18 protein-coding genes and 1 pseudogene are annotated in these 20,610 nt (G+C 38.2%); 8 read left to right on the top strand and 11 right to left on the bottom strand.

Annotated features, from left to right (window positions below; translation table 11 throughout):
* Positions 1-113: 113 nt before the first annotated feature.
* Complete coding sequence (locus tag FGD67_RS01865; RefSeq protein ID WP_257173433.1) at positions 114-1,910, bottom strand: acyl-CoA dehydrogenase C-terminal domain-containing protein; 1,797 nt, start codon at positions 1,908-1,910, stop codon at positions 114-116.
* 712 nt (positions 1,911-2,622) lie between these two features.
* On the opposite strand from FGD67_RS01865, the gene FGD67_RS01860 reads away from it, so the two are divergent.
* From FGD67_RS01860 to FGD67_RS01840, 5 genes are all read left to right on the top strand, one after another.
* A complete protein-coding gene (locus FGD67_RS01860) occupies positions 2,623-2,898 on the top strand; it encodes a Plug domain-containing protein (protein WP_257173432.1) in 276 nt (91 codons plus the stop codon).
* 238 nt (positions 2,899-3,136) lie between these two features.
* Positions 3,137-3,745 (top strand): glutathione S-transferase family protein, encoded by a 609-nt coding sequence (locus tag FGD67_RS01855; RefSeq protein ID WP_257173431.1) that lies wholly within the window; start codon positions 3,137-3,139, stop codon positions 3,743-3,745.
* Positions 3,746-3,852: 107 nt separating this feature from the next.
* A complete protein-coding gene (locus tag FGD67_RS01850; protein ID WP_257173430.1) occupies positions 3,853-4,545 on the top strand; it encodes a crotonase/enoyl-CoA hydratase family protein in 693 nt (230 codons plus the stop codon).
* 118 nt (positions 4,546-4,663) lie between these two features.
* Entirely contained in the window at positions 4,664-5,554 is an 891-nt protein-coding gene (locus tag FGD67_RS01845) for an alpha/beta hydrolase (protein WP_257173429.1), read from the top strand.
* A gap of 111 nt (positions 5,555-5,665) precedes the next feature.
* The gene (locus tag FGD67_RS01840) at positions 5,666-6,067 is read left to right on the top strand and encodes a YkgJ family cysteine cluster protein (RefSeq protein ID WP_257173428.1); all 402 of its coding nucleotides are present in this window, start codon (positions 5,666-5,668) and stop codon (positions 6,065-6,067) included.
* Positions 6,068-6,239: 172 nt separating this feature from the next.
* On the opposite strand, the gene minE is transcribed toward FGD67_RS01840, so the two are convergent.
* The 10 genes and pseudogenes from minE to FGD67_RS01790 all read right to left on the bottom strand — a co-directional run.
* The gene (minE, locus tag FGD67_RS01835) at positions 6,240-6,518 is read right to left on the bottom strand and encodes a cell division topological specificity factor MinE (RefSeq protein WP_257173427.1); all 279 of its coding nucleotides are present in this window, start codon (positions 6,516-6,518) and stop codon (positions 6,240-6,242) included.
* A gap of 1 nt (position 6,519) precedes the next feature.
* On the bottom strand, positions 6,520-7,329 hold the full coding sequence (minD, locus tag FGD67_RS01830; protein WP_257173426.1) for a septum site-determining protein MinD: 810 nt from the start codon (positions 7,327-7,329) through the stop codon (positions 6,520-6,522).
* Positions 7,330-7,357: 28 nt separating this feature from the next.
* Positions 7,358-8,092 (bottom strand): septum site-determining protein MinC, encoded by a 735-nt coding sequence (minC, locus tag FGD67_RS01825; RefSeq protein WP_257173425.1) that lies wholly within the window; start codon positions 8,090-8,092, stop codon positions 7,358-7,360.
* 331 nt (positions 8,093-8,423) lie between these two features.
* Positions 8,424-8,705 (bottom strand): cell division protein ZapA, encoded by a 282-nt coding sequence (locus FGD67_RS01820; protein ID WP_257173424.1) that lies wholly within the window; start codon positions 8,703-8,705, stop codon positions 8,424-8,426.
* Positions 8,705-8,935, bottom strand: a complete 231-nt coding sequence (locus tag FGD67_RS01815; protein ID WP_257173423.1) for a cell division protein ZapB — start codon at positions 8,933-8,935, stop codon at positions 8,705-8,707. The genes FGD67_RS01820 and FGD67_RS01815 overlap by 1 nt, the downstream gene beginning before the upstream one ends.
* A 222-nt stretch (positions 8,936-9,157) precedes the next feature.
* Entirely contained in the window at positions 9,158-9,580 is a 423-nt protein-coding gene (locus FGD67_RS01810; protein WP_257173422.1) for a BLUF domain-containing protein, read from the bottom strand.
* 79 nt (positions 9,581-9,659) lie between these two features.
* Positions 9,660-9,977 (bottom strand): hypothetical protein, encoded by a 318-nt coding sequence (locus FGD67_RS01805; RefSeq protein WP_257173421.1) that lies wholly within the window; start codon positions 9,975-9,977, stop codon positions 9,660-9,662.
* A gap of 615 nt (positions 9,978-10,592) precedes the next feature.
* A complete protein-coding gene (locus FGD67_RS01800; RefSeq protein WP_257173420.1) occupies positions 10,593-11,573 on the bottom strand; it encodes a transposase in 981 nt (326 codons plus the stop codon).
* A gap of 666 nt (positions 11,574-12,239) precedes the next feature.
* Entirely contained in the window at positions 12,240-13,412 is a 1,173-nt protein-coding gene (locus FGD67_RS01795; RefSeq protein ID WP_257173419.1) for a VWA domain-containing protein, read from the bottom strand.
* A 7-nt stretch (positions 13,413-13,419) separates the two neighbouring features.
* Positions 13,420-13,863, bottom strand: a pseudogene (locus tag FGD67_RS01790) (AAA family ATPase); the annotation flags it as partial.
* Between the two features lie 149 nt (positions 13,864-14,012).
* Here FGD67_RS01790 and gmtY point away from each other — a divergent pair.
* From gmtY to gmtX, 3 genes are read left to right on the top strand one after another with little or no spacing between them, the layout of a single operon-like run.
* Positions 14,013-15,446, top strand: coding sequence for a gamma-mobile-trio recombinase GmtY (gene gmtY / locus FGD67_RS01785; RefSeq protein ID WP_257173418.1), 1,434 nt, complete (start codon positions 14,013-14,015; stop codon positions 15,444-15,446).
* Positions 15,439-19,968 (top strand): VPA1269 family protein, encoded by a 4,530-nt coding sequence (locus FGD67_RS01780; protein WP_257173417.1) that lies wholly within the window; start codon positions 15,439-15,441, stop codon positions 19,966-19,968. Before gmtY ends, FGD67_RS01780 begins: the two co-directional genes overlap by 8 nt.
* A 2-nt stretch (positions 19,969-19,970) precedes the next feature.
* Complete coding sequence (gmtX, locus tag FGD67_RS01775; protein WP_257173416.1) at positions 19,971-20,609, top strand: gamma-mobile-trio protein GmtX; 639 nt, start codon at positions 19,971-19,973, stop codon at positions 20,607-20,609.
* The last annotated feature ends 1 nt before the right edge of the window (position 20,610 follow it).

Raw genomic sequence — 20,610 nt, 5'->3', positions numbered from 1 at the left:
AAATATTTCAGTGCTTTATTAGCATTACAAATAAAGCCCGTTACTTGCGTAACGGACTTTTTTTAACTGCTTATTTATGCGATTTTAGCGTTCAGCCAATGTCCGAGGTTAGCTTAAAAAACAAAGTCTTCACTGTCTAATGCCATCATCGAATCGACACCATTACTAATGCAAGCTGCATGACCTTTTGCTCGCGGTAACATACGTTGAATGAAAAACTGTGCTGTTTTAATTTTCGCTTGATAGAAGGCTTTATCTTCTGTGCCTTGTGCTAGCTTAGTTTGGGCAACTTTCGCCATTTTTGCCCAGAAATACGCTAAGGTGACATAACCAGAGAACATTAAGTAATCCACCGATGCACCACCGATTTCATCTGGGTTTTTCATCGCTTTGGCGCCGATAGAGGCCGTAAGTTCATGCCACTCTTTCGCGTAAGCCATAATAGGTTGAATAAACTCTGCCATTTCGGCATTGTCCATATTCTCTTGGCAAAACACCCTCACGTCTTTAGCAAAAGGCTTTAATACTTCACCTTGAGTACCAATAATTTTACGCGCAAGTAAGTCTAATGCCTGAATACCGGTAGTGCCTTCATATAAACAACTAATTTTGGTATCACGCATTAATTGTTCCATGCCCCACTCTTTGATAAAACCATGACCACCGAAAATTTGTACGCCATGACTGGTACATTCAAAACCTAGCTCAGAAAGAAAGGCTTTTGCGATGGGTGTTAGAAGCGCTAACTTAGTTTCAGCATCAGCTTTAACCGATTCATCTTTTTCAGCATGACCAATATCAACCAGCTGTGCTAAATATGAAACAAGCGCACGGCCACCTTCAGCTATAGATTTTTGCGTTAACAACATTCTACGTACATCAGGGTGGACAATAATGGCATCTGCTGGGCCATCAGGGTTTTTTACACCACTAATTGAACGCATTTGTAAGCGATCTTTAGCATAGGCTAGTGCCCCTTGAAATGAGGCTTCAGCCGCAGCAACACCTTCACTTGCTACCCCAATACGAGCAGCGTTCATAAAGGTAAACATACATTTAAGGCCACGGTTAGGTTCACCAATTAAATGACCTTTCGCGCTATCAAAATTGATCACACAAGTCGCATTACCATTGATACCCATTTTATGTTCAATAGAGCCACAGCTTACGCCATTTCTATCTGCGATAGTGCCATCATCATTAACATTAAACTTCGGTACAATAAATAACGAAATACCTTTATTACCTTCTGGCGCACCAGGAATACGGGCAATAACAATATGCACAATATTGTCAGACAAATCGTGCTCACCAGCCGAAATGAAGATTTTCGTACCGGTTAATGAGTAACTGCCATCCTCATTCAATTCTGCTTTAGTGCGCAACATGCCTAAATCAGTACCACAATGCGGCTCTGTTAAACACATAGTGCCAGTCCAATTACCTTCAACAAGCTTTGGCATAAACTGTTGTTTTTGTGTTGCTGTACCATGCGCTTCAATAGTAGCTAATGCACCATGGCTTAAACCGGGATACATAGCAAAACTATGGTTTGCACTTGAGAATAGCTCAGCAATACTGATATTAAGTGAGTGTGGTAAACCTTGGCCACCAAACTCTTCTGATTGAGATAATGTTGGCCAACCACCTTCAACATATTGTTGATACGCTTCTTTAAAGCCATCTGGTGTAGTCACAACGCCATCGGTCCATGTACAACCTTGTTGATCACCGATTTGATTTAACGGAGCGACAACTTGTTCAGTTAATTTTGCGGCTTCACCGATAATGGCATCAACCATATCTGTACTTGCATCTTCATAACCTAAATGTTGATAGTGACTTTCACAATCAAGCAACTCTTGCATAACAAACTTAACATCACGAATGGGTGCTTTATATTCAAGCATGTGGTTCTCCAAATAATTATTTCTGGCTAATATGGTCAATTGACTATTTGGATGATTTCTTCACACAAATAACATCGTCTAATACTGCATGCTAAATCACTCACAAGTATTATCCAAATGAATAATACTTATGACCATATATTCAGTTTAATTATAAACAACTATTTTAGTTCTCAAAACTATTTTTTAAATAATCAGTAAATAATCATTTTTATTCATTTAATCAAGCGATTAATGCCCCTATTAGCGGCTAAAGTGATTTATGTCACAGTATTATTCATTTTAAGAATAGTACCCCATCAAAACAATCGATTGGTTTAATTTAATCATTAGACTTAGCATGAATTGGTAATTAAATGTTCAGTTAAGTACCAGAAGGTTATGAATAAGTAAGGCTTAGTGAATTTACTGCTCCATGCCCTATTGGTAATAAAGCCGCTTTAATTACGCAACATTACATACTTACAGGTTAGCAATAAGAACGCTTAAGCGTTATACATATTCTATAAAAAAACAATATGTTAAATAACAGAGTAACTATCAGTTAGTATTGGGGAAAGAAATGAATAATACAGCAAAAACTTTTAAGCACTCACTGCTAGCGTTTGCCATGATCGGTGCACAGCAACAGCAAGTGCTCAAGAAGCAGAGTTATAGGTAGTATAAAGCAGACAAAGATATAGAAAGAATTTTTGTTATCGCATCTAAACGCTTGAAAGGCTTACAAGAGTCACCCGTTACCGTTACCGTGGTAAATAGTAAAGCGATAGAACAAACTAAAGTTATGGACATGAATGATCTGCAAACACTTGTGCCAACTTTACGAGTAACACCATTACAACGCTCAGTAAATACTAATTTCGCCATTCGTGCTTTTGGTAACGGTACTAATAATACCGGTATTGAACCATCCGTTGGGGTGTTTGTTGATAGCGTATATCGTTCACGCGCAGCTGCTCAAATTGGTGATTTACCGCGGGTTTATTAGTCAAAATATTACATCTTAAGCTGCATTTAGCAGCCAATAACGTTAATGACATTGCTTTAACTGCTGAACAAACAAAGGAGTAATACGCAATCGAGTAGCGATAGAAGCAATAAAGACAATGAATGGATTGTAGAAAATAGCATGCATTACAATCCATTCATGTGATACTAAAGGCTACAATGCTCGAAACAGCTCAATCAAAGCACTCGATTGATATAATCACAGGAAATATTATTTTATGATCACCGTTCACCATTTAAATAAATCTCGTTCCAAGCGCGTTATCTGGTTGCTTGAAGAACTTGATATGCCTTACACATTAGTAAAACATCAGCGTGACCCAAACACTAACTTAGCGCCTGAAAGTTTAAGAGCAATTCATCCTCTAGCGAAAGCACCAATCATTGTAGACGATAATGTAACCCTGTGTGAATCTGGCGCTATTATGGAATATATTCTCAATCAAAGTCCTCATGAGCAATTAAGGCCAACACAAAATACCCAAGAATATTATCAATATTTAGAGTGGTTACACTTTGCAGAAGGTTCACTAGCCTTACCTGTTATTTCTACTTTATTGATGGGCATGGAAAAGCGTTCAGGTGCATCACCTCTCGATCATTACATCGCAAAAGAAATAGCTTTAGACTTTACTTATATTGATAACACGTTAAGTAAGCAAACTTATTTCGCCGGTGACAATTTTACCGCTGCTGATATTATGATGACCATTATTTTAGAAATCGCCGGTACTTTGCAGCTAATCGACAATAAAGCGCACATTAAACGTTATCTTGAAACGGTTCAGCAAAGACCTGCCTATCAATTAGCCACCAGCCAAGGATAAAAACATTTTATATGATACCAAGCACAGCAAATGCGTGATCTGTTTGGTATTATGGTTGAATCCCTGTATAAACAACAATAAATATTGAATGACTCAAAGGTAAGAAAATGGAAATGATCAACGTAGCAATTGAAAATAACGTGCATGTAATTACGCTAAATAACGGCAAAGTCAACGCCATATCGCCGCAAGTTATCAGCGAAATACATACTGCTTTAGATCACGCTGAACAAGAAAAAGCGATTGTAATTTTAACCGGCCAAGCGGGAATATTCTCTGGCGGATTCGATTTAAAAACCATGAAATCAAGCCCAGAAGCCGCTATAGGTTTAGTAACGCTTGGCTCACAACTTGCGCGTAGAATGTTAGCTTTTCCAACCCCCATTATTGGTGTTTGTACTGGTCATGCTATCGCTAAAGGTGCATTTTTAATGCTCAGTTGTGATTACCGCATTGGTTGTGCAGGTAACTTTAAAATCGGCTTAAATGAAGTTGCTATTGGTATGACAATGCATAATGCCGGTATTGAAATCGCCCGTAACCGCCTACCTATTAATTACTTAACACGTGCAGTGATCAACGCTGAACTTTTCTCTCCAGAAGCGGCTACTGTTGCAGGTTTTCTTGATGTAGTGGTTGAAGAAGAGCAATTAATGGCTACAGCACAAGCGGTTGCCAAACAAATGCAAACGCTAAATATGACCGCACATCACGGTACAAAATTAAAAGAGCGAGCTGAAATATTAGCCTCGTTAGATGCCGCTATTGAAATCGATAAGAAAAGTATCATCGCTTTATAGCTGTGTTTTATTGTCGCTGCCATACATGGGCCAACGGCAATTACTATACGAGTGTAGAGTAAAATATCAATAATGACTTTGCTCTGCACTCGCTTTTTCTCACCTTGAAGGTCTCATAATGATCAAAAAAATAATAATATCAATCATTGTGCTCACCACCCTTGCCTATGTTGGCAGTGCGTGGTTTTTTTCCTCTAAAATATTACACTTAGGACTCACCGAGTGCAGTGTTGAACACTTTGTATTTTGCGGCGATCCAAGTACACAAGACATTCCCTTTGAAGACGTCAGCTTTAAAACCATTGACGATTTCACTATTCCCGCCTGGTTTATGCCTGTTGAAAATGCTAAGCAGGCAATACTATTAGTGCACGGCAGAACAGCCAATCGTCACGAGGGCATGCGCTATGCAAAAAGCCTTATTGATGCCGGTTACAGCGTTTTAGCCATCGATTTACGTCATCCTCGCCAAGATCCTAATATTTTGTCGACTATGGGCTATCACGAACAGAAAGATGTTATTGCCGCACTCGACTATTTAACATCCGTAAAAGGTTTCGACTCGATTGGTGTTATAGGATTTTCAATGGGCGCTGCAACTAGCATAATCGTTATGGCTAAAGACCCTCGGATAAAAGTTGGTGTTTTTAGTGGTGGTTATGCAAACTCGATGGACGTACTCGCTGAACAAGCCGCCATTATTTATGGCCTACCTCGATATCCATTAATGCCATTGGTGGAGTTATTGTTTCAATGGCGCGGTGATTTAAATACCGACGAAACTCATCCAGAAAACTATATTGCTGACATATCGCCGCGACCTATTTATATTATGCACGGTACTGCTGATACGACAGTTGATTTTCACCATGGCGAGCGTTTATTTGCTGCAGCAAAGCAACCAAAACAGTTTTGGCAAGCGCAAGGCGGCGCCCATACCCGACTTTGGCAATTAGACAAAGAAAAAGCAGAAACCAGCGTGGTCGCCTTCTTTAAGCAATACCTTTGATAAAATAACCATAGCTTTGACAGATAGGCTTGAGATTGCTTATGTCTCTGGCTTGCTATTAGCCCCAAGCGTATGTGAGTATAGCGATACTTTCATCAAAATAGGCAAACCATGAAAGATTGTAATCAATGTGGAAAATGCTGCATAAAATATGGTGATGGTGATCTTTCTGCTACGCAAGAAGAAATTGATCTTTGGGAAATATTTAATCCTGATATTTTCGAATACGTTAAACACAATGAAATTTGGTTCGATCCTAAATCGGGTATTAGACTCAAGCGTTGTCCTTTTCTCGGCATAGCAGCGAAAACAAGCCCTAATGAAGCAGATAAATATACCTGTAGTATTTATTTAGATCGACCTGAAGATTGTCGCCATTATCCTAGCTTGATCAGTGAAATGGTGCGAGATGGATGCGAAATGATTGAAATAACTGACCTACAGCAGCCTAAAAAAGCGCAAGTTCGGCTTGATTTTTTAATGCAAGATAGCCGCCCGCCTAGCTTTTCATAATAATACCAATTCCATTATATAGAATAACTATATTCACAAAATAATCGTTGTTCTCAAAACGCAGCTAAGTACTGAGTGCGAACAAACTCAATAGGCTTGATATAATAAAATTAATTCGGTTTAATGAATAAAAAATAGCGCCTAAAACGACGCTATTTTTCATCAATAACGTTTAATCGGTTGTTGGTTCATCATGTAATTCAATATTAAGCTCTAATACGTTCAAATCGCCATCTTTATTATCAAGGTTGATGGAAAAGCTTTCATCGGAAACATGAATATATTTACGGAGTACCACTAAAATATCTTCGGTAAGTTGTGGTAAATAATCTGGCTGTTTATTTCTACTGTTACGCTCATGAGCCACAATAATTTGTAGGCGCTCTTTTGCCTTAGAGGCCGTAGTTACTTGCTTTTCTTTTTTCCGTAAAAAATAATCCAATAGTGCCATGTTATCCTCCAAACATACGACTGAAAATGCCTTTTTTCTCGGCAGTTAAAAATCTAAATTCAACAGTTTCACCTAACAGGCGATCAACAACATCTTGATACGCTTTGCCGGCATCACTTTCAGTATCTAAAATGACTGGCTCTCCGGCATTAGATGCCTTAAGCACCGCTTGTGACTCTGGGATCACACCTAACAGAGGAATCGAAAGAATATCTTTAACATCTTCAACACTAAGCATTTCGCCTTCTTCCACACGTTTAGGCGAATAGCGTGTTAATAATAAATGCTCTTTTATTGGCTCTAAGCCCTGTTCAGCTCTGCGTGAACGGCTTGCCAACATACCTAAAATGCGATCTGAATCTCGAACTGACGATACCTCTGGGTTAGTCGTCACTATAGCTTCATCCGCATAATACAATGCCATCATGGCACCGGCTTCAATACCGGCAGGAGAGTCGCAAATGATATAATCATAAGTTTTACCAAGCTCTTCTAATACCTTGCCGACATTTTCTTTATTTAATGCATCTTTATCACGTGTTTGTGACGCAGGTAAAATAGACAAACTGCTCACGCGCTTGTCTTTAATTAACGCTTGATTTAACGTTGCTTCACCATTAATAACATTAACAAAATCATAAACAACACGGCGTTCACAACCCATAATTAAGTCAAGATTTCGTAAACCTATATCAAAATCAATTAAGACCACTTTATGGCCTTTTAATGCTAAACCAAGACCGATGGCAGCACTTGATGTGGTTTTACCAACACCACCCTTGCCAGATGTAACAACTATTATCCGTGCCATAGACCGAATATCCTTTATAAGTTAAGTATTAAATAAGTTTTGACGATGTTAATTCGCTATCTGTCAAATGTATATATGCCGGTGAACCCCAATCTTTTTCCATTGATTCACTAAGCCAATAATTACCGTTAATAGACACTAATTCCGCCTCAAGGCTTTGGCAATATATTTGTGCCTTATGATGCCCTTTTGCGCCGGCTATTGCACGCCCGCGTAAGGAACCATAAACATGAATATTACCATCGGCAATCACTTCGGCACCCGCTGACACTGAACCAATAATCACTAAGTTTTGTTCTTTAGCATATACTTGTTGACCCGAGCGTATTTGGCCACGGTGTATTTTATCGGTGTATAGTTGCATCGGCGCTGCAGCAACTACGGCGTCAATCTTTTCTACTAACGGCTCTTCGACTGTCGATTGTGCTACTGTAACAGTTTTTTCAATAACTTTTGCTTTGGCGGTATTAACAAATGAAAAACCAAGCTCACGTACCAAGTTGCGCTGCTCTTTTGTAATTGAGCCGGTAAAGCCAACAAAGGTAAAATTAAATTCTGTAATTAGTGTTTTTATCGCTTGATAGTCTATATCAGTAGCGAGCTTCTCAATATTAACAACAACGGGCACGAGGGAGAAAAAATCGGGGGCTTGAGCTACTTTTTTTGCTAAATCAGCGCGTATATCGGCTAAAACTGAGGTTTTCAAATGTAAAACAGATAGGGTGAAACTTGTACCTTTAAATTCAATACTGGCATCAGCCATAATAAAGTTTTTCCTAAATAAAACAATTTAATATCAGTATTACCACTCTACCAATAGTGGTGGCAATACTGAAAATGAAAATATTTAACCTGAGTTCGAGATAAGAATTGTTTTATAAAAATTAATTACAATTCAAAACAATGAGTTAAATTTCTAGTTTGATAGTTTTCTTAGTTCAAGCTTAACTCACGCGTCGATAACGAGTCTCGGCTTTAGCATCCTGCCTCGCACTACCGTCTCCAGCCATGGAGGCATATTGCAAGTGAGTTAAGCGTAGAAATTAGGAAAAACAGTCGCTAGAGAAACATTGATGATTCCGAATTCAAGTTATTTATAAAGCGCTTTTTAACGTTGAAATCAACGTATTTTGCTTATGCTGATAACGCTCTATCTTATTGTTTGCCATTAACAATGAATAACTTAAATTAATTGACGCTACGAGTAAAGCACGTTCGCTACTAACAACACCGGTATTTTTTTTAATCTCGTCACACATGGCAGCGAGTTTGTTAGCTGCTTGCTTTAAATCCTCTACATCTTCACTTGAACAAGTAAACTGATGTTGTTTACCCATAATTTGAATGTTGATGCTTTTAGAGTCTTCAGCAAACATTAATTTACCTCATCTACACTTTGTAATTTACCTAGCAGGTTAGTTAAAGTTTCATTGGTTTGGCTACGCTTTTCTTCACCTTCAAGGATTTCAAGTTGCAGCATTTCATTTTCATCAGCAAGCGTAGACTTTTCTTGTTCTAGCTCGACTACTTTACTTTTTAGTTGATTGTTTTTTTCAATAATGTCTTCGATCAGTTGTTCGAGTTGTGGGAGAGTATTTTCTAACATAAGGCGCTCTGGTTAACTGTAAATTTAAGGCGGCAAATTTAATCTAAAGTGAGGAAGAATGCTACTGTTAACCACTAATATCCGCTTAAATTATGTAACAAATAGCTACCTTAGCTAAAATCAGACAAATATGCTCAATAAACATACACTAATTAATTATATTAACCAAAAAACCTGAGCGCTTAACTCCGTACTGATGACGAGTTATTTATTCTGGATCGCTTAAAAAGTGTCCCGTAAATCAATAAATGTTTTCTTGCCTCTATTTGGGCTATTTTTAATCATGTGTATAGGCGATATATTTTTATCATAGCCCTCATAACCTGCGGTGATATCCTTAATCATCTTTTCGTCGAGTAATTTAAATGCCATTGACCAGTCGGTGAATGACCTATGTTCAATTTCTCCCTGATAAAACACATCTAAACTTGTATGGCGATCATCTTCAAAAATAGTTTGATATAAAGCATCAACCTTGCTCTTATCTCCTTCTAGAATCTGCATGACTTCTCGGTCATAATAAATCAACATGCCGGTTATACCGAGCTTTTGGTTTTTCATGCGAGATTTTTCCAGTAAATCAATTAACTCTGCCTCTGTTAAGCCTGCAGGTACAACGCTGGTATAGAGTAATTCGAACATCATGAGTAACTTCCTTTTATTGTTATTGCTCTAACGCTATCAATAACACTTATTGCAACTAATTATATTATTTTAATCACTGTCATAATAATTGATTTTTAGGTTGGTATTTTTCAATCCAATCCATTGCTAATGCTTTTGCTACTTTTTGATTTTCAGTGATAAACCAACGATACGACACCACATTATCAGCAGAAGTTTTCCCGACTAGCGCTGCTAAAGTAAGCTGAAAATCATTGCCAATAGCACATCCCACGTATAATACGTCACTTGTCTCATTCAATAACACGAAAACACCTTGTCCTAAAGGAGCTTGCTCTAGCTTTTCGGGAAAATCAAAAGCGTAGGTAGATTGCCTAGACACGCGGTCGTCTTTTTTATCTTTATGACTAAATCTCATGGTAACTTCTCCAAAAAATAGTCAGAGATTAACATATAGCACCTTGCAAGCAAGAAACAAAAATTATCTAAAAATTATCTAATTATCTTAATTATCTTAATTATCTTAATTATCTAATTATAATTATCTAGCCACCCATAATAACTCTACTCAATATCCATTGTATTGCTTGTTGCCCTTCAGCTTAAATTGATGACTTATTTATCAAGTATATTGCGGGTTTGCTCGTTATTGTATATTACTAATGAGCAAAATATTGAGTTTTGCTCATATGTTAAGCAAGCTTAGCCCTACGACACAGCGTAAGCTCAGTTTTTGACTGTTATTTCAGATCGGTTATGCACTATTTAAATAAGCTTGCGCATTGGTCATACCGTGCGTACGCTTCAAGCCAATTATCAATTATCTAGCCACCCATAATAACTCTACTCAATATCCATTGTATTGCTTGTTGCCCTTCAGCTTAAATTGATGACTTATTTATCAAGTATATTGCGGGTTTGCTCGTTATTGTATATTACTAATGAGCAAAATATTGAGTTTTGCTCATATGTTAAGCAAGCTTAGCCCTACGACACAGCGTAAGCTCAGTTTTTGACTGTTATTTCAGATCGGTTATGCACTATTTAAATAAGCTTGCGCATTGGTCATACCGTGCGTACGCTTCAAGCCTACATGTTCACTAAATTCACATAAGTGCTCTGCTGTACCTACCGCGCCGGTAAAAATACCTTCAAAGTTAGTGGTCAACTTTAACCAACCTTTATCACTGATCTGTAGTCTTACCAGTATCTTAGTTACCTTAGGATTAATAGCGCCACGCTTATCATCTCTGAGTATGCGGCCGGTTTCATCCACAAGGGTGAAGTAATCTTGTAAGTTGAATCGAATACCTGTGGTTTTACTTTTTTGTTCATTTCCGCTAAAAGACAGTAACACGGCTGGTTGTCTGCCTTTTATTGCTGCTTTAATACGTAATTGGATACTGGTGAAGTCGGACTGCTCCGGTGTCGATGCAATACCCGCACGGACGGGGTTTAAGTCAACATAAGCCATGCACGACAGCAGTGCGCCTTCATCCAATAAGGCTTGTGATTTAAAGCGTCCCTCCCAAAAATGTCCTGTACATTTATCTTCTCGGTTGGCTTGACGGGCGATAGGCTCATTTAACGAGCGCATAAACCAGCTGATATCGATTAACCGTTGTTTATAGATGTTCACGGTTTCTTCAACTATTGCCAGTTGAAACTTATCGAGAGGATGTTTACTTGTGTATTGCTGAGTCAGCAATGTGCCTTTAAATAAACGATGCCAACGTGTTAATACGTCCTCAGTCGTCCAATCCTTAGCTTGTTCACTATCTACATGTAATACCAGATGTAAATGATTATGCATGACAGCATAAGCACAAATATCAATGGAAAACACTTGTGCTAATTGGAATATACGCTGTTCAATCCATTTACGCCGATGTTCAAAACTAACACCTGATTCTTTATCTACACCACATAAAAATGCCTTTCGTACCGTGCGGCTACAAATATGATAATAAGGCGTATCGAGTAAACTAATTTGTTGTGAACGGGGCTTAGGCATGACAATCACCGAACTTAGTAAGGGTAAATTAAGTGTAGTTTATTAGATGAAATGTAGACGTTCTATTATGGGTGGCCTGTTAACTTTTTTGTAGACGTTCTATTATGGGTGACCTGTTAACTTTATTACAATCACCGAACTTAGTAAGGGTAAATTAAGTGTAGTTTATTAGATGAAATGTAGACGTTCTATTATGGGTGGCCTGTTAACTTTTGCCTGATAACTTTTGTTATGGGTGGCCTGATAACTTGATACCGAACTTAGTAAGGGTAAATTAAGTGTAGTTTATTAGATGAAATGTAGACGTTCTATTATGGGTGGCCTGATAACTTATAGCCTGATAACTTATATTATGGGTGGCCTGATAACTTTTTGATGGGTGGCCTGATAACTTGCCATAACTTATATTATGGGTGGCCTGATAACTTTTAGCCTGATAACTTTGGGTGGCCTGATAACTTTTTATAACTTTCCTGATAACTAATAACTTAACTAATAGCTATCATCTGTACGTAAATATTCCATCGTTACTCTCTCTATTTTTATTATTGTCTATGCTTATCACTCACTGAGTGGCTGCCGCAACTTATAGCTAAGATTGCCATTAGAATAATAGCTAAAGCGTAGTGCATACTTTTTAGCTATTGCTCACCAGTAATGGGGTAACTAACTGATTTCTTTTATCGCACGTCCGATACCATCAACCGTTAACGGAAACATTCTGTCGTTAACTATCTGCTGTATAACAGATATCGAGTGATGATAAGGCCAGTGCGTTTCCGGCTGCGGGTTTAACCACGCCACTTTATTGAAATGTGATAAAAGGCGGTTCATGTAGTCTATGCCGGGCTTTTCATTCCAGTGTTCAACACTGCCGCCACGTGCCATAATTTCGTATGGCCCCATGGTGGCATCACCAACAAAGATCACTTTATAATCACTACCAAAAGTTCTAATAACTTCTTCAAGATCAACTGTTTCTCGATAGCGACGCTGATTATCTTGCCAAACTTTATCGTACAAACAGTTATGAAAGTAGAAAAACTTTAAGTGTTTAAATTCGCTGTGCGCTGCGGAAAACAATTCTTCACAGGTGTGAATATACTCATCCATCGAGCCACCGATATCAAAAAACATCAGTACTTTTACCGCGTTATGGCGCTCAGGCTCCATATGAACATCAAGCAAGCCACCGTTTTGTGCGGTAGAGCGAATAGTGGTATTAATATCAAGTCTTTCACTAGCGCCAGTACGGGCAAATTTACGCAGTTTTTTTAACGCTAATTTGATATTTCGCGTGCCCAGTTCACGGTCTTGATCAAAGTTTTTAAACTCTCGTTTGTCCCAAACCTTCACCGCACTATTATTACGGTTTTTGTCTTGACCAACGCGAATGCCTTCCGGATTATAACCATAAGCACCAAATGGCGAAGTGCCTCCAGTGCCTACCCATTTACTACCACCTGCATGACGTTTTTTTTGTTCTTCAAGCCGTTCTTTTAAAGTTTTCATTAAGGCTTCAAGACCACCTAAGGCTTTAAGCTGTGCTTTTTCTTCTGGCGATAAATTTTTCTCAAACTCTTTTCTTAGCCAATCTTCTGGCAGAATTTGATCAAAAATATCTATACTTTCAATGCCTTTAAAATATTCAGCGAAGGCATTGTCGTACTTGTCATAATGAATTTCATCTTTAACCATGACAATTTTGGCCAGATTATAAAATTCTTCTACATTGGCAAATACCACGCCTTTTTTTAATAGCGCGATAAGATCGAGTAGTTCACGCAAGCTACAAGGAACTTTGTGTTTTTTTAGCGTGAGAAAAAAGTCGATAAACACTGTTATATCACCCGTTTCGTCTGCTCATAAAGGCTAATTTTTCCAGCAAAGAGACATCTTGCTCATTTTTCAGTAAGGCGCCAAATAAAGGAATTATGTCTGATTTTTTATTCAATAAGACATCTTGTGCAAGATCATCCGAAATCAGCAATTTTAACCAATCAATTAACTCGGAAGTTGACGGTTTTTTCTTGATGCCATTGACTTCTCTTAAGTCAAAAAATACCTCTAAGGTTTGCTTTAATAAGTCTTGCTTAACGTTAGGGTGGTGAACATCTATAATTTTTGCCATTTCATCTTTGGTTGGAAACTTAATGTAATGGAAAAAACAACGTCTTAAAAAAGCATCGGGTAATTCTTTTTCATTGTTCGAGGTAATGATAATAATAGGTCGTTGTTTAGCTTTAATGACTTGTTGTGTTTCATAAACATAAAACTCCATCTTATCAAGGTATTAGGGGGTACTTAGGTGTACCAAAACAACCTAATTGTTTGTATTAATCGAACTGAAACCTTTCTTTCTGTAAACTTTTGCCCTTTATTTATTACGTATTAGGGTGTAACATGTACCAATAATACCAATTCATTAAAATCAACCAAATGAACAATAATTATCTTTTCTCCACCACAGCGAAGGTGAGTATAAAAGTTGACAACCTTAATCGTAAACTTGTCTTTAAAGCTATTTTTGTAGAAAACGGTCTACTACATAGTCACCTTGAGTATTTAAAAAATAAAACGCTAACAGCAGGCATAAGCGAGTCATGGCGAACACAATCGATTCAGGCTATCAGGCTTCTATTGGATTACGCCACTGTAAATAAAGATTCGTTTGCTAATCCCAAAGAGATGTTTGTTGCGTTCAGCAATCGGGTTTACGAGGGAACAATTGATGAAAAAGGCAATGACCCTACGGCCTTGCGTTGGAAGCCGCAAAGTAATGCGTATGGCAATAAAATAATTTACCATATCACTCAATTTTCTGATTGGCTGTATGATTCCACTGATGGTGAAAGTGAGTTGTTGAACCCAAAGAGACCAGCAACAAAATCTGAACGAATTCTAAATCTTGCGGCTTACAACCATCGTATAAACAAATCGTTCCTCGGTCACACTTACTCAAGGGAGCACAAAGAGCAAAGCATCAAAGAAGCCCGTAACATCGGAAACCGTAAGACTCACTCAACTCCTGATTTCGATCCATCCAAAGCATTTCGAGAAGATAAAATCTGGGGGTTGCTATCGAATGGGTTTGCTAAAAAAGGCGTGCCTGTCTCACACCCTCCTCATGAAAGATTCAATCTAGCTAACGTACTAATAACTATGCTGCTTCATTTCGGTGGTCTTCGAACATCTGAGGTGTTTCACATATATGTAGACGATATTATCCCCAATGAAGGGCTAGAGCAGATCCGCATTTATCACCCAAGAGAAGGGCTTGCACCCGAATGGTATAGAAATAAAACAAAACAACCAAATGCAAACAGGCAAACATTTTTGCGAGAGCGCTACGGGCTTGAGCCAAGATGGAAGCACCCAAACAGCACATATAATGCTGGATGGAAAAACTCTACGATAAATCCTGAAGGCAAGTATTTTAATGTATTTATGTTTGGCTCCAACGGAGTTAAAGAGCTATTTTTTGAATTGTTCTTAGCTTATATACAAACAAGAACTGCCCCTCTGTCTGGTAGAGAGCATCCCTTCCTATTCACCAATAAAAATGGCGACCCGCTAAGTATGGATTCATACCAAGATGCTCATAAGGTAGCGATTGAAAAAATAGGTATGACAGCTCTACTTGAATACGGTGGTACGCCACACTGCCATCGACATGCCTATGGCACTAGGCTTAAAGACGCAGGCATTGATCCATATATGATCAAAACATGTATGCACCACGCAAGCCTTGAAAGCCAAGAAACCTACAAGCACGATAATCCAAAAGAAATTTCACATGCTCTTTCAAAAGCATCAACTTTACTAGAGAAACAAAATAGTGAACTATTAATCAAAGGATATGAAGATGTCTAAGAAATCTCACCAATATGAAACTCTTCAAGAAGCGTCAGATGCCGCCATTGCGCTTAACGTTACAGGGAAGAGAATGTACAAAAAACGCTACAAAGAAGACTCAAAGCTACCTTCAGATCCGGATGTAAAATATAAAGACCTAGGGTGGGAAGGCTGGGATGCTTTTTTAGGTAAAGAAAAAAAGAATCTTTATGAAACCCATCAAGAGGCGTCAGATGCCGCCATTGCACTAAATATTATTGGTAAAAATGAGTACAAAGAACGCTACAAAGAAGACCCTAAATTAACTTCAACTCCCGAATCAAAATATAAGGATCTAGGCTGGGAAGGCTTTGCTGTTTTTTTAGGTAAAGAAAAAAAGGATTTTTATGAAACCCTTCAAGAGGCGTCAGATGCCGCCATTGCGCTTAATATTAGTAACAGTGGTGAGTACGAAAGGCGCTACAAAGAAGACCCTAAATTACCTTCAAACCCTGATAAGAAATATTCTGACCAAGGCTGGGAAGGCTTTGATGTTTTTTTAGGTAAAGAAAAAAAGGATCATTATGTAACCCATCAAGAAGCGTCAGATTCCGCCATTGCACTTAATATTAGTAGTGGAACCGAGTACCGAAGACGTTACAAAGAAGACCCTAAATTACCTTCAAACCCTCATAGAACATATGAAAATCTAGGCTGGGATAATTGGAATCTTTTTCTAGGTAAGGAAATAAAGGAGTATTATGAAACCCTTCAAGAAGCGTCAGATGCCGCCATTACACTTTACATTAGAGGGCAAGCCGAGTACCAAAAACGCTACAAAGAAGACCCTAAATTACCTTCATCTCCGGATGAAAAATATAAGGTTCTAGGTTGGGAAGGCTTTGATGTTTTTTTAGGTAAAGAAAAAAAGAGTCTTTATGAAACCCTCTCTGAAGCGTCAGATGCCACCATTGCGCTTAATATTAGTAGTCCTTCCGAGTACAAAAGACGTTACAAAGAAGACCCTAAATTACCTGCAACTCCCGATAAAAAATATGCCGCCCTAGGTTGGGAAAGCTTCGATACGTTTTTAGGTAAGGAAAAAACTAATTTTTATGAAACCCTTCAAGAGGCGTCAGATGCCGCCCTTGCGCTTAATATTAGTAGTGGAATCGAGTACGGAAGACGTTACAAAGAAGACCCTAAATTACCTGCATATCCCGATACCAAATATAAAGATCAAGGTTGGGAAGGCTGGAGAGCTTTTTTAGGTAAAGAAAAAAAGGAGCATTATGAAACCCTTCAAGAAGCGTCAGATGCTGCCCTTGCGCTTAATATTAGTAGTGGAATCGAGTACGGAAGACGTTACAAAGAAGACCCTAAATTACCTGCATATCCCGATACCAAATATAAAGATCAAGGTTGGGAAGGCTGGAGAGCTTTTTTAGGTAAAGAAAAAAAGGAGCATTATGAAACCCTTCAAGAAGCGTCAGATGCTGCCCTTGCGCTTAATATTAGTAGTGGAATCGAGTACGGAAGACGTTACAAAGAAGACCCTAAATTACCTTCAGTTCCCGAAGTGAAATATGCAGAGCTAGGTTGGATAAATTGGGATTTATTTTTAAGTAAAAATGCTTCCTACATAGAAACCGTACGATATATTGATTCTGCTGATGTGAAAGTCCGTACTATTTCAGACTACGTTGGACTTATAAAAAAGGATCGTAGATTCCCAAACCAACCATCAAAAAAACATTGGCCTGAATATTATGACTGGGCTAGCTTTGTAGGTATAGAATATAAAGACCCATTAGATGCTATAGCGTTAATCAAAGACCAATCTGTTTTTGATAAAAAAAGCTATGAATCGGCAAGGAAGCTGTATCGTGCACTACCTGAGAGCCCAGAAAACACATACGGCTTTTATTCATTTGAAGAGTTTCTTGCGTTTAACAAAGATAAGCTTTGGCACGTTGACCAAGTGCGTAACTTTTGTCATGAAAATAAAATCACTACTAACAATCAATACCGAAAAGCTACTACAACCACCCCTTACCTTGCCATCAACAAAGAACAAATCGTCGGATTTTCTTCATTTTCAAATATCACTTATTCTACCGACTTCGATATGCTTGACAACGAAGATTTGGCAGAGTGGCACGATATGGCAAACAAGTGGGTTAGTTCGTTAAAAAGAATAGGTAACAAAATACAAACCTTAAGAAATTACTTTTTGTTTAATATCAACAACATGCCATCTTCTCCCGCAAAATACTGTGACATTAACTATGATAGCAAACCAGACATTAATGCTTGGTTAAATGCACTGTCAGCGTCTAGTAAGACTATGGCCGCAGTCAATGCTGTGAATGAGTTCTTTGATTTTGTGCTTACAGAATGTTGCGCTCATACCTGCGAAGAAACGGGAGAGGTCACCTATTTAGAGGGCTATTCAAATCCAATTAAACAGAAAGATATTCAGGTTGAATTAGATGGAAATCCACGGTTGAGTGAGTCGAGGAAGCCAGCGCTCCCCTTTCGCTACATCGACCGCGCCAGAAAATACATTGTGCCTGCTGACTCTAAAGTAACCAATATTAGAGAATTGTTTGATTCAATTGATACTAAAACTGAAATGTATTCCTATTTCTCTGAGTGGTTTCATGTGGATGAAAGTGTTATTGATAAAAATGATCCTAATTGTGTTTGGAGGTATTCTAAGGGACAATTCCAAATGTGGTCTCCAGTACGTTTAATTGCTTTATATACCCAGCTTTTTATGCCGTTTCGCGGTAGTCAAACATGTTGGTTAGACAGTGGAGAGGCTGACTCACACATACTAACAACAAAAGACGGCAAACATCAATGGGAAGAAAATTTACTATTAGATGAACATCGAGTACCTGAAAAAAATTGGCAAGGTTTTCTAAAGCCAACTGAATCACTAACACTTATTGATAAAAACAATACAATCGGCGTAAGTTGTCATGTAAACACAAACAAAACAGCTAAGAACGCATATATTGGCTACGATGTGCCTTGGGTAGATGAAAGGATTGTTCCTTGGATAATAATGCTCAGAGATTGGCAGACAAAATACAACCCGTTAGTAAAACCAACTAAATGGACTAACGAATATAAAAGTAGCGGAAAAGCTTCAGAGTACCAATTAAAGAAGTATGGTTATAATTCACGGTCTTGTTTTTTGTTTAGAGACCCAACTAAAGGGGGGATTCGCCCTTTAACCCAAGCCAAACTTAGTGCAGCTTTTTGCGGTCTTTTATATTTAATTCAAGATGAAGAACTGCCCTTAGCTTATTTGAGTAAAGGATTAAAATCGAATAGATTAACCTCCTTCAAAGCACATTTCACCCTGCACTCCATGCGCGTATCACTGATTACTGCTTTTGTTCGGGATGCACAGATATCACCTGAAATAGTTCAAAAACTTGTAGGTCACTCTTCGTTGGTTATGACTATTTATTACACGAAAGTTTCAGCAGTCGATATCCAAGAACAATTGCAAAACGCTGATAACCGAATCATTAAAAACCAAGTTAAGCGTGTTGAACAGCTTATTAAACAAAAAAAAATGGAACAAGCGAAGTCTGAACTTATTGGCTCCGACGGAGAGTTGGTTAAGAATAATTGGGAGATACCTGCCGCAGCATTTAGCTTTATGGATTATGGGATTTGCCCTAATGGTCGAACGTTATGTAATAGCGGTGGGAAACCACTAGATAAGGATAGGAATTTATACGCACCAGCCTCGCCTGGATACCTTGGGACTAGTAATTGCATTCAATGTCGTCACTTTGTTACAGGCCCAGCATTTTTAGGTGGATTGCAGATGATTGCAAATGAAATATCACTGGAATGCAAGGCGGGATCGATTCAGGTTGAATCGTTAAGAAATGAAATTGAGATAATGGAAGATGAAGAATATCAAGCAATAAAGAAAGGAAAACCCTTTTTAAAGCAATATGAGCTATCACTTGCTGAATCACACTATGAGCAAGAGGTTACAAGGTTTGATGCGCTTACATGCGACCTAGTTAGCATTATCAGACTTTCAATGAATTCTGTTCAACTTCTAAACAGAAAAATAAATGGTGATGATGAAAATAGTAGCCTAAGCCTTGTTGCTACTAATCAAGGTGAGGTTGAATTCCAATTATCTGAAACATCAGACTTTATACAATTGGATATGGTCTGCCATTCAGCTTCATATTATCAATCTTCACATCCAAAAAACGCAAACATTGCTCGAACTCAATTTCTAGACCTGTTTGCACGAAAAAACGGCTTATCTCCAGGTATGTTTATGCTTGATGAACGTCAGCAATTAGAAGTCGGTAATGAACTAACAAAGTTTATCTTTGCCCGAACAGGTAGCTGGGATAAAGTTAGTACGTTGATGGATAAAGATGAAAAAATAACTCTGAAAGAATTAGGCTTTGATGATGATGAAACTCAACAAGGATTAACACTTCTGCTTGAAGGTAAATCTCTAAAAAATAATATTCTTTCGAATGAAGAATCAAAACTTAAAGTGGTGTGAAAATGACTGACGTAATTGAAGAGATATACCAAGGCTTAATTGAAGGATCGTCAGATTCAGTTAAGGCTAAGCTAAAAATATTAAAGAAAGCCTGCGAAAGCCAAGTAACAGGTAAGTCAACTGATTTCAGTTTTGGGGTAATCGGGAAAATATCGAAAGAAATGGGTGGTCCCGCAGAATCGACTATCAAAAATAAAAGTAAGTTAAGCCCTCTGTATCAAAGCCTCGTAATGGTTTACAGAGCTCGCTACTCCAAACCTGTACCAAAGAAAGCAAGAAATTCAGAGCCTCTTCGTCTTGCTAATTGCATTGAAGACACCGTTACACGACTTATGGTTCTTGATTTGATTTCTACAAACAGAAAGTTACAAAATGAACTAAATCTGCAAAAAAGCAAAGGATTGATTGAATTAGATCATCGCAAAAATACACCTCAAGAAGATTTTGTAGCGCTTGAAAACAAGCTTACTTCAGGAGAAGTCAACGCTCTTACTAGTTTCATATCAGAGAACAAGTTAAAGGATTTGGGCTGGAAACTAGGAGAACATGGGCGAATAGTAGACGTTAAAGGTAAACCTGTAACTAAGCCTTTTTTCATTGACGCTATCAATAAGCTTTCATTCATACCCGAGGAGGATTAGC

Source organism: Colwellia sp. M166, from assembly GCF_024585285.1.
GTDB lineage: Bacteria > Pseudomonadota > Gammaproteobacteria > Enterobacterales > Alteromonadaceae > Cognaticolwellia.
Note: the sequence above shows the minus strand (reverse complement) of the source record. Positions and strands in the feature narration are given on the sequence as shown.

Excerpts from the sequence above, each read along its gene's own strand:
- minC (WP_257173425.1), bottom strand. The coding sequence starts at position 8,092 with ATGGCTGATGCCAGTATTGAATTTAAAGGTACAAGTTTCACCCTATCT.
- FGD67_RS01840 (WP_257173428.1), top strand. The coding sequence starts at position 5,666 with ATGAAAGATTGTAATCAATGTGGAAAATGCTGCATAAAATATGGTGAT.
- FGD67_RS01780 (WP_257173417.1), top strand. The coding sequence starts at position 15,439 with ATGTCTAAGAAATCTCACCAATATGAAACTCTTCAAGAAGCGTCAGAT.
- FGD67_RS01800 (WP_257173420.1), bottom strand. The coding sequence starts at position 11,573 with ATGCCTAAGCCCCGTTCACAACAAATTAGTTTACTCGATACGCCTTAT.
- FGD67_RS01850 (WP_257173430.1), top strand. The coding sequence starts at position 3,853 with ATGGAAATGATCAACGTAGCAATTGAAAATAACGTGCATGTAATTACG.
- FGD67_RS01810 (WP_257173422.1), bottom strand. The coding sequence starts at position 9,580 with ATGATGTTCGAATTACTCTATACCAGCGTTGTACCTGCAGGCTTAACA.
- FGD67_RS01815 (WP_257173423.1), bottom strand. The coding sequence starts at position 8,935 with ATGTTAGAAAATACTCTCCCACAACTCGAACAACTGATCGAAGACATT.
- minD (WP_257173426.1), bottom strand. The coding sequence starts at position 7,329 with ATGGCACGGATAATAGTTGTTACATCTGGCAAGGGTGGTGTTGGTAAA.
- gmtY (WP_257173418.1), top strand. The coding sequence starts at position 14,013 with ATGAACAATAATTATCTTTTCTCCACCACAGCGAAGGTGAGTATAAAA.
- gmtX (WP_257173416.1), top strand. The coding sequence starts at position 19,971 with ATGACTGACGTAATTGAAGAGATATACCAAGGCTTAATTGAAGGATCG.
- FGD67_RS01855 (WP_257173431.1), top strand. The coding sequence starts at position 3,137 with ATGATCACCGTTCACCATTTAAATAAATCTCGTTCCAAGCGCGTTATC.
- FGD67_RS01820 (WP_257173424.1), bottom strand. The coding sequence starts at position 8,705 with ATGTTTGCTGAAGACTCTAAAAGCATCAACATTCAAATTATGGGTAAA.
- FGD67_RS01865 (WP_257173433.1), bottom strand. The coding sequence starts at position 1,910 with ATGCTTGAATATAAAGCACCCATTCGTGATGTTAAGTTTGTTATGCAA.
- FGD67_RS01845 (WP_257173429.1), top strand. The coding sequence starts at position 4,664 with ATGATCAAAAAAATAATAATATCAATCATTGTGCTCACCACCCTTGCC.
- minE (WP_257173427.1), bottom strand. The coding sequence starts at position 6,518 with ATGGCACTATTGGATTATTTTTTACGGAAAAAAGAAAAGCAAGTAACT.
- FGD67_RS01805 (WP_257173421.1), bottom strand. The coding sequence starts at position 9,977 with ATGAGATTTAGTCATAAAGATAAAAAAGACGACCGCGTGTCTAGGCAA.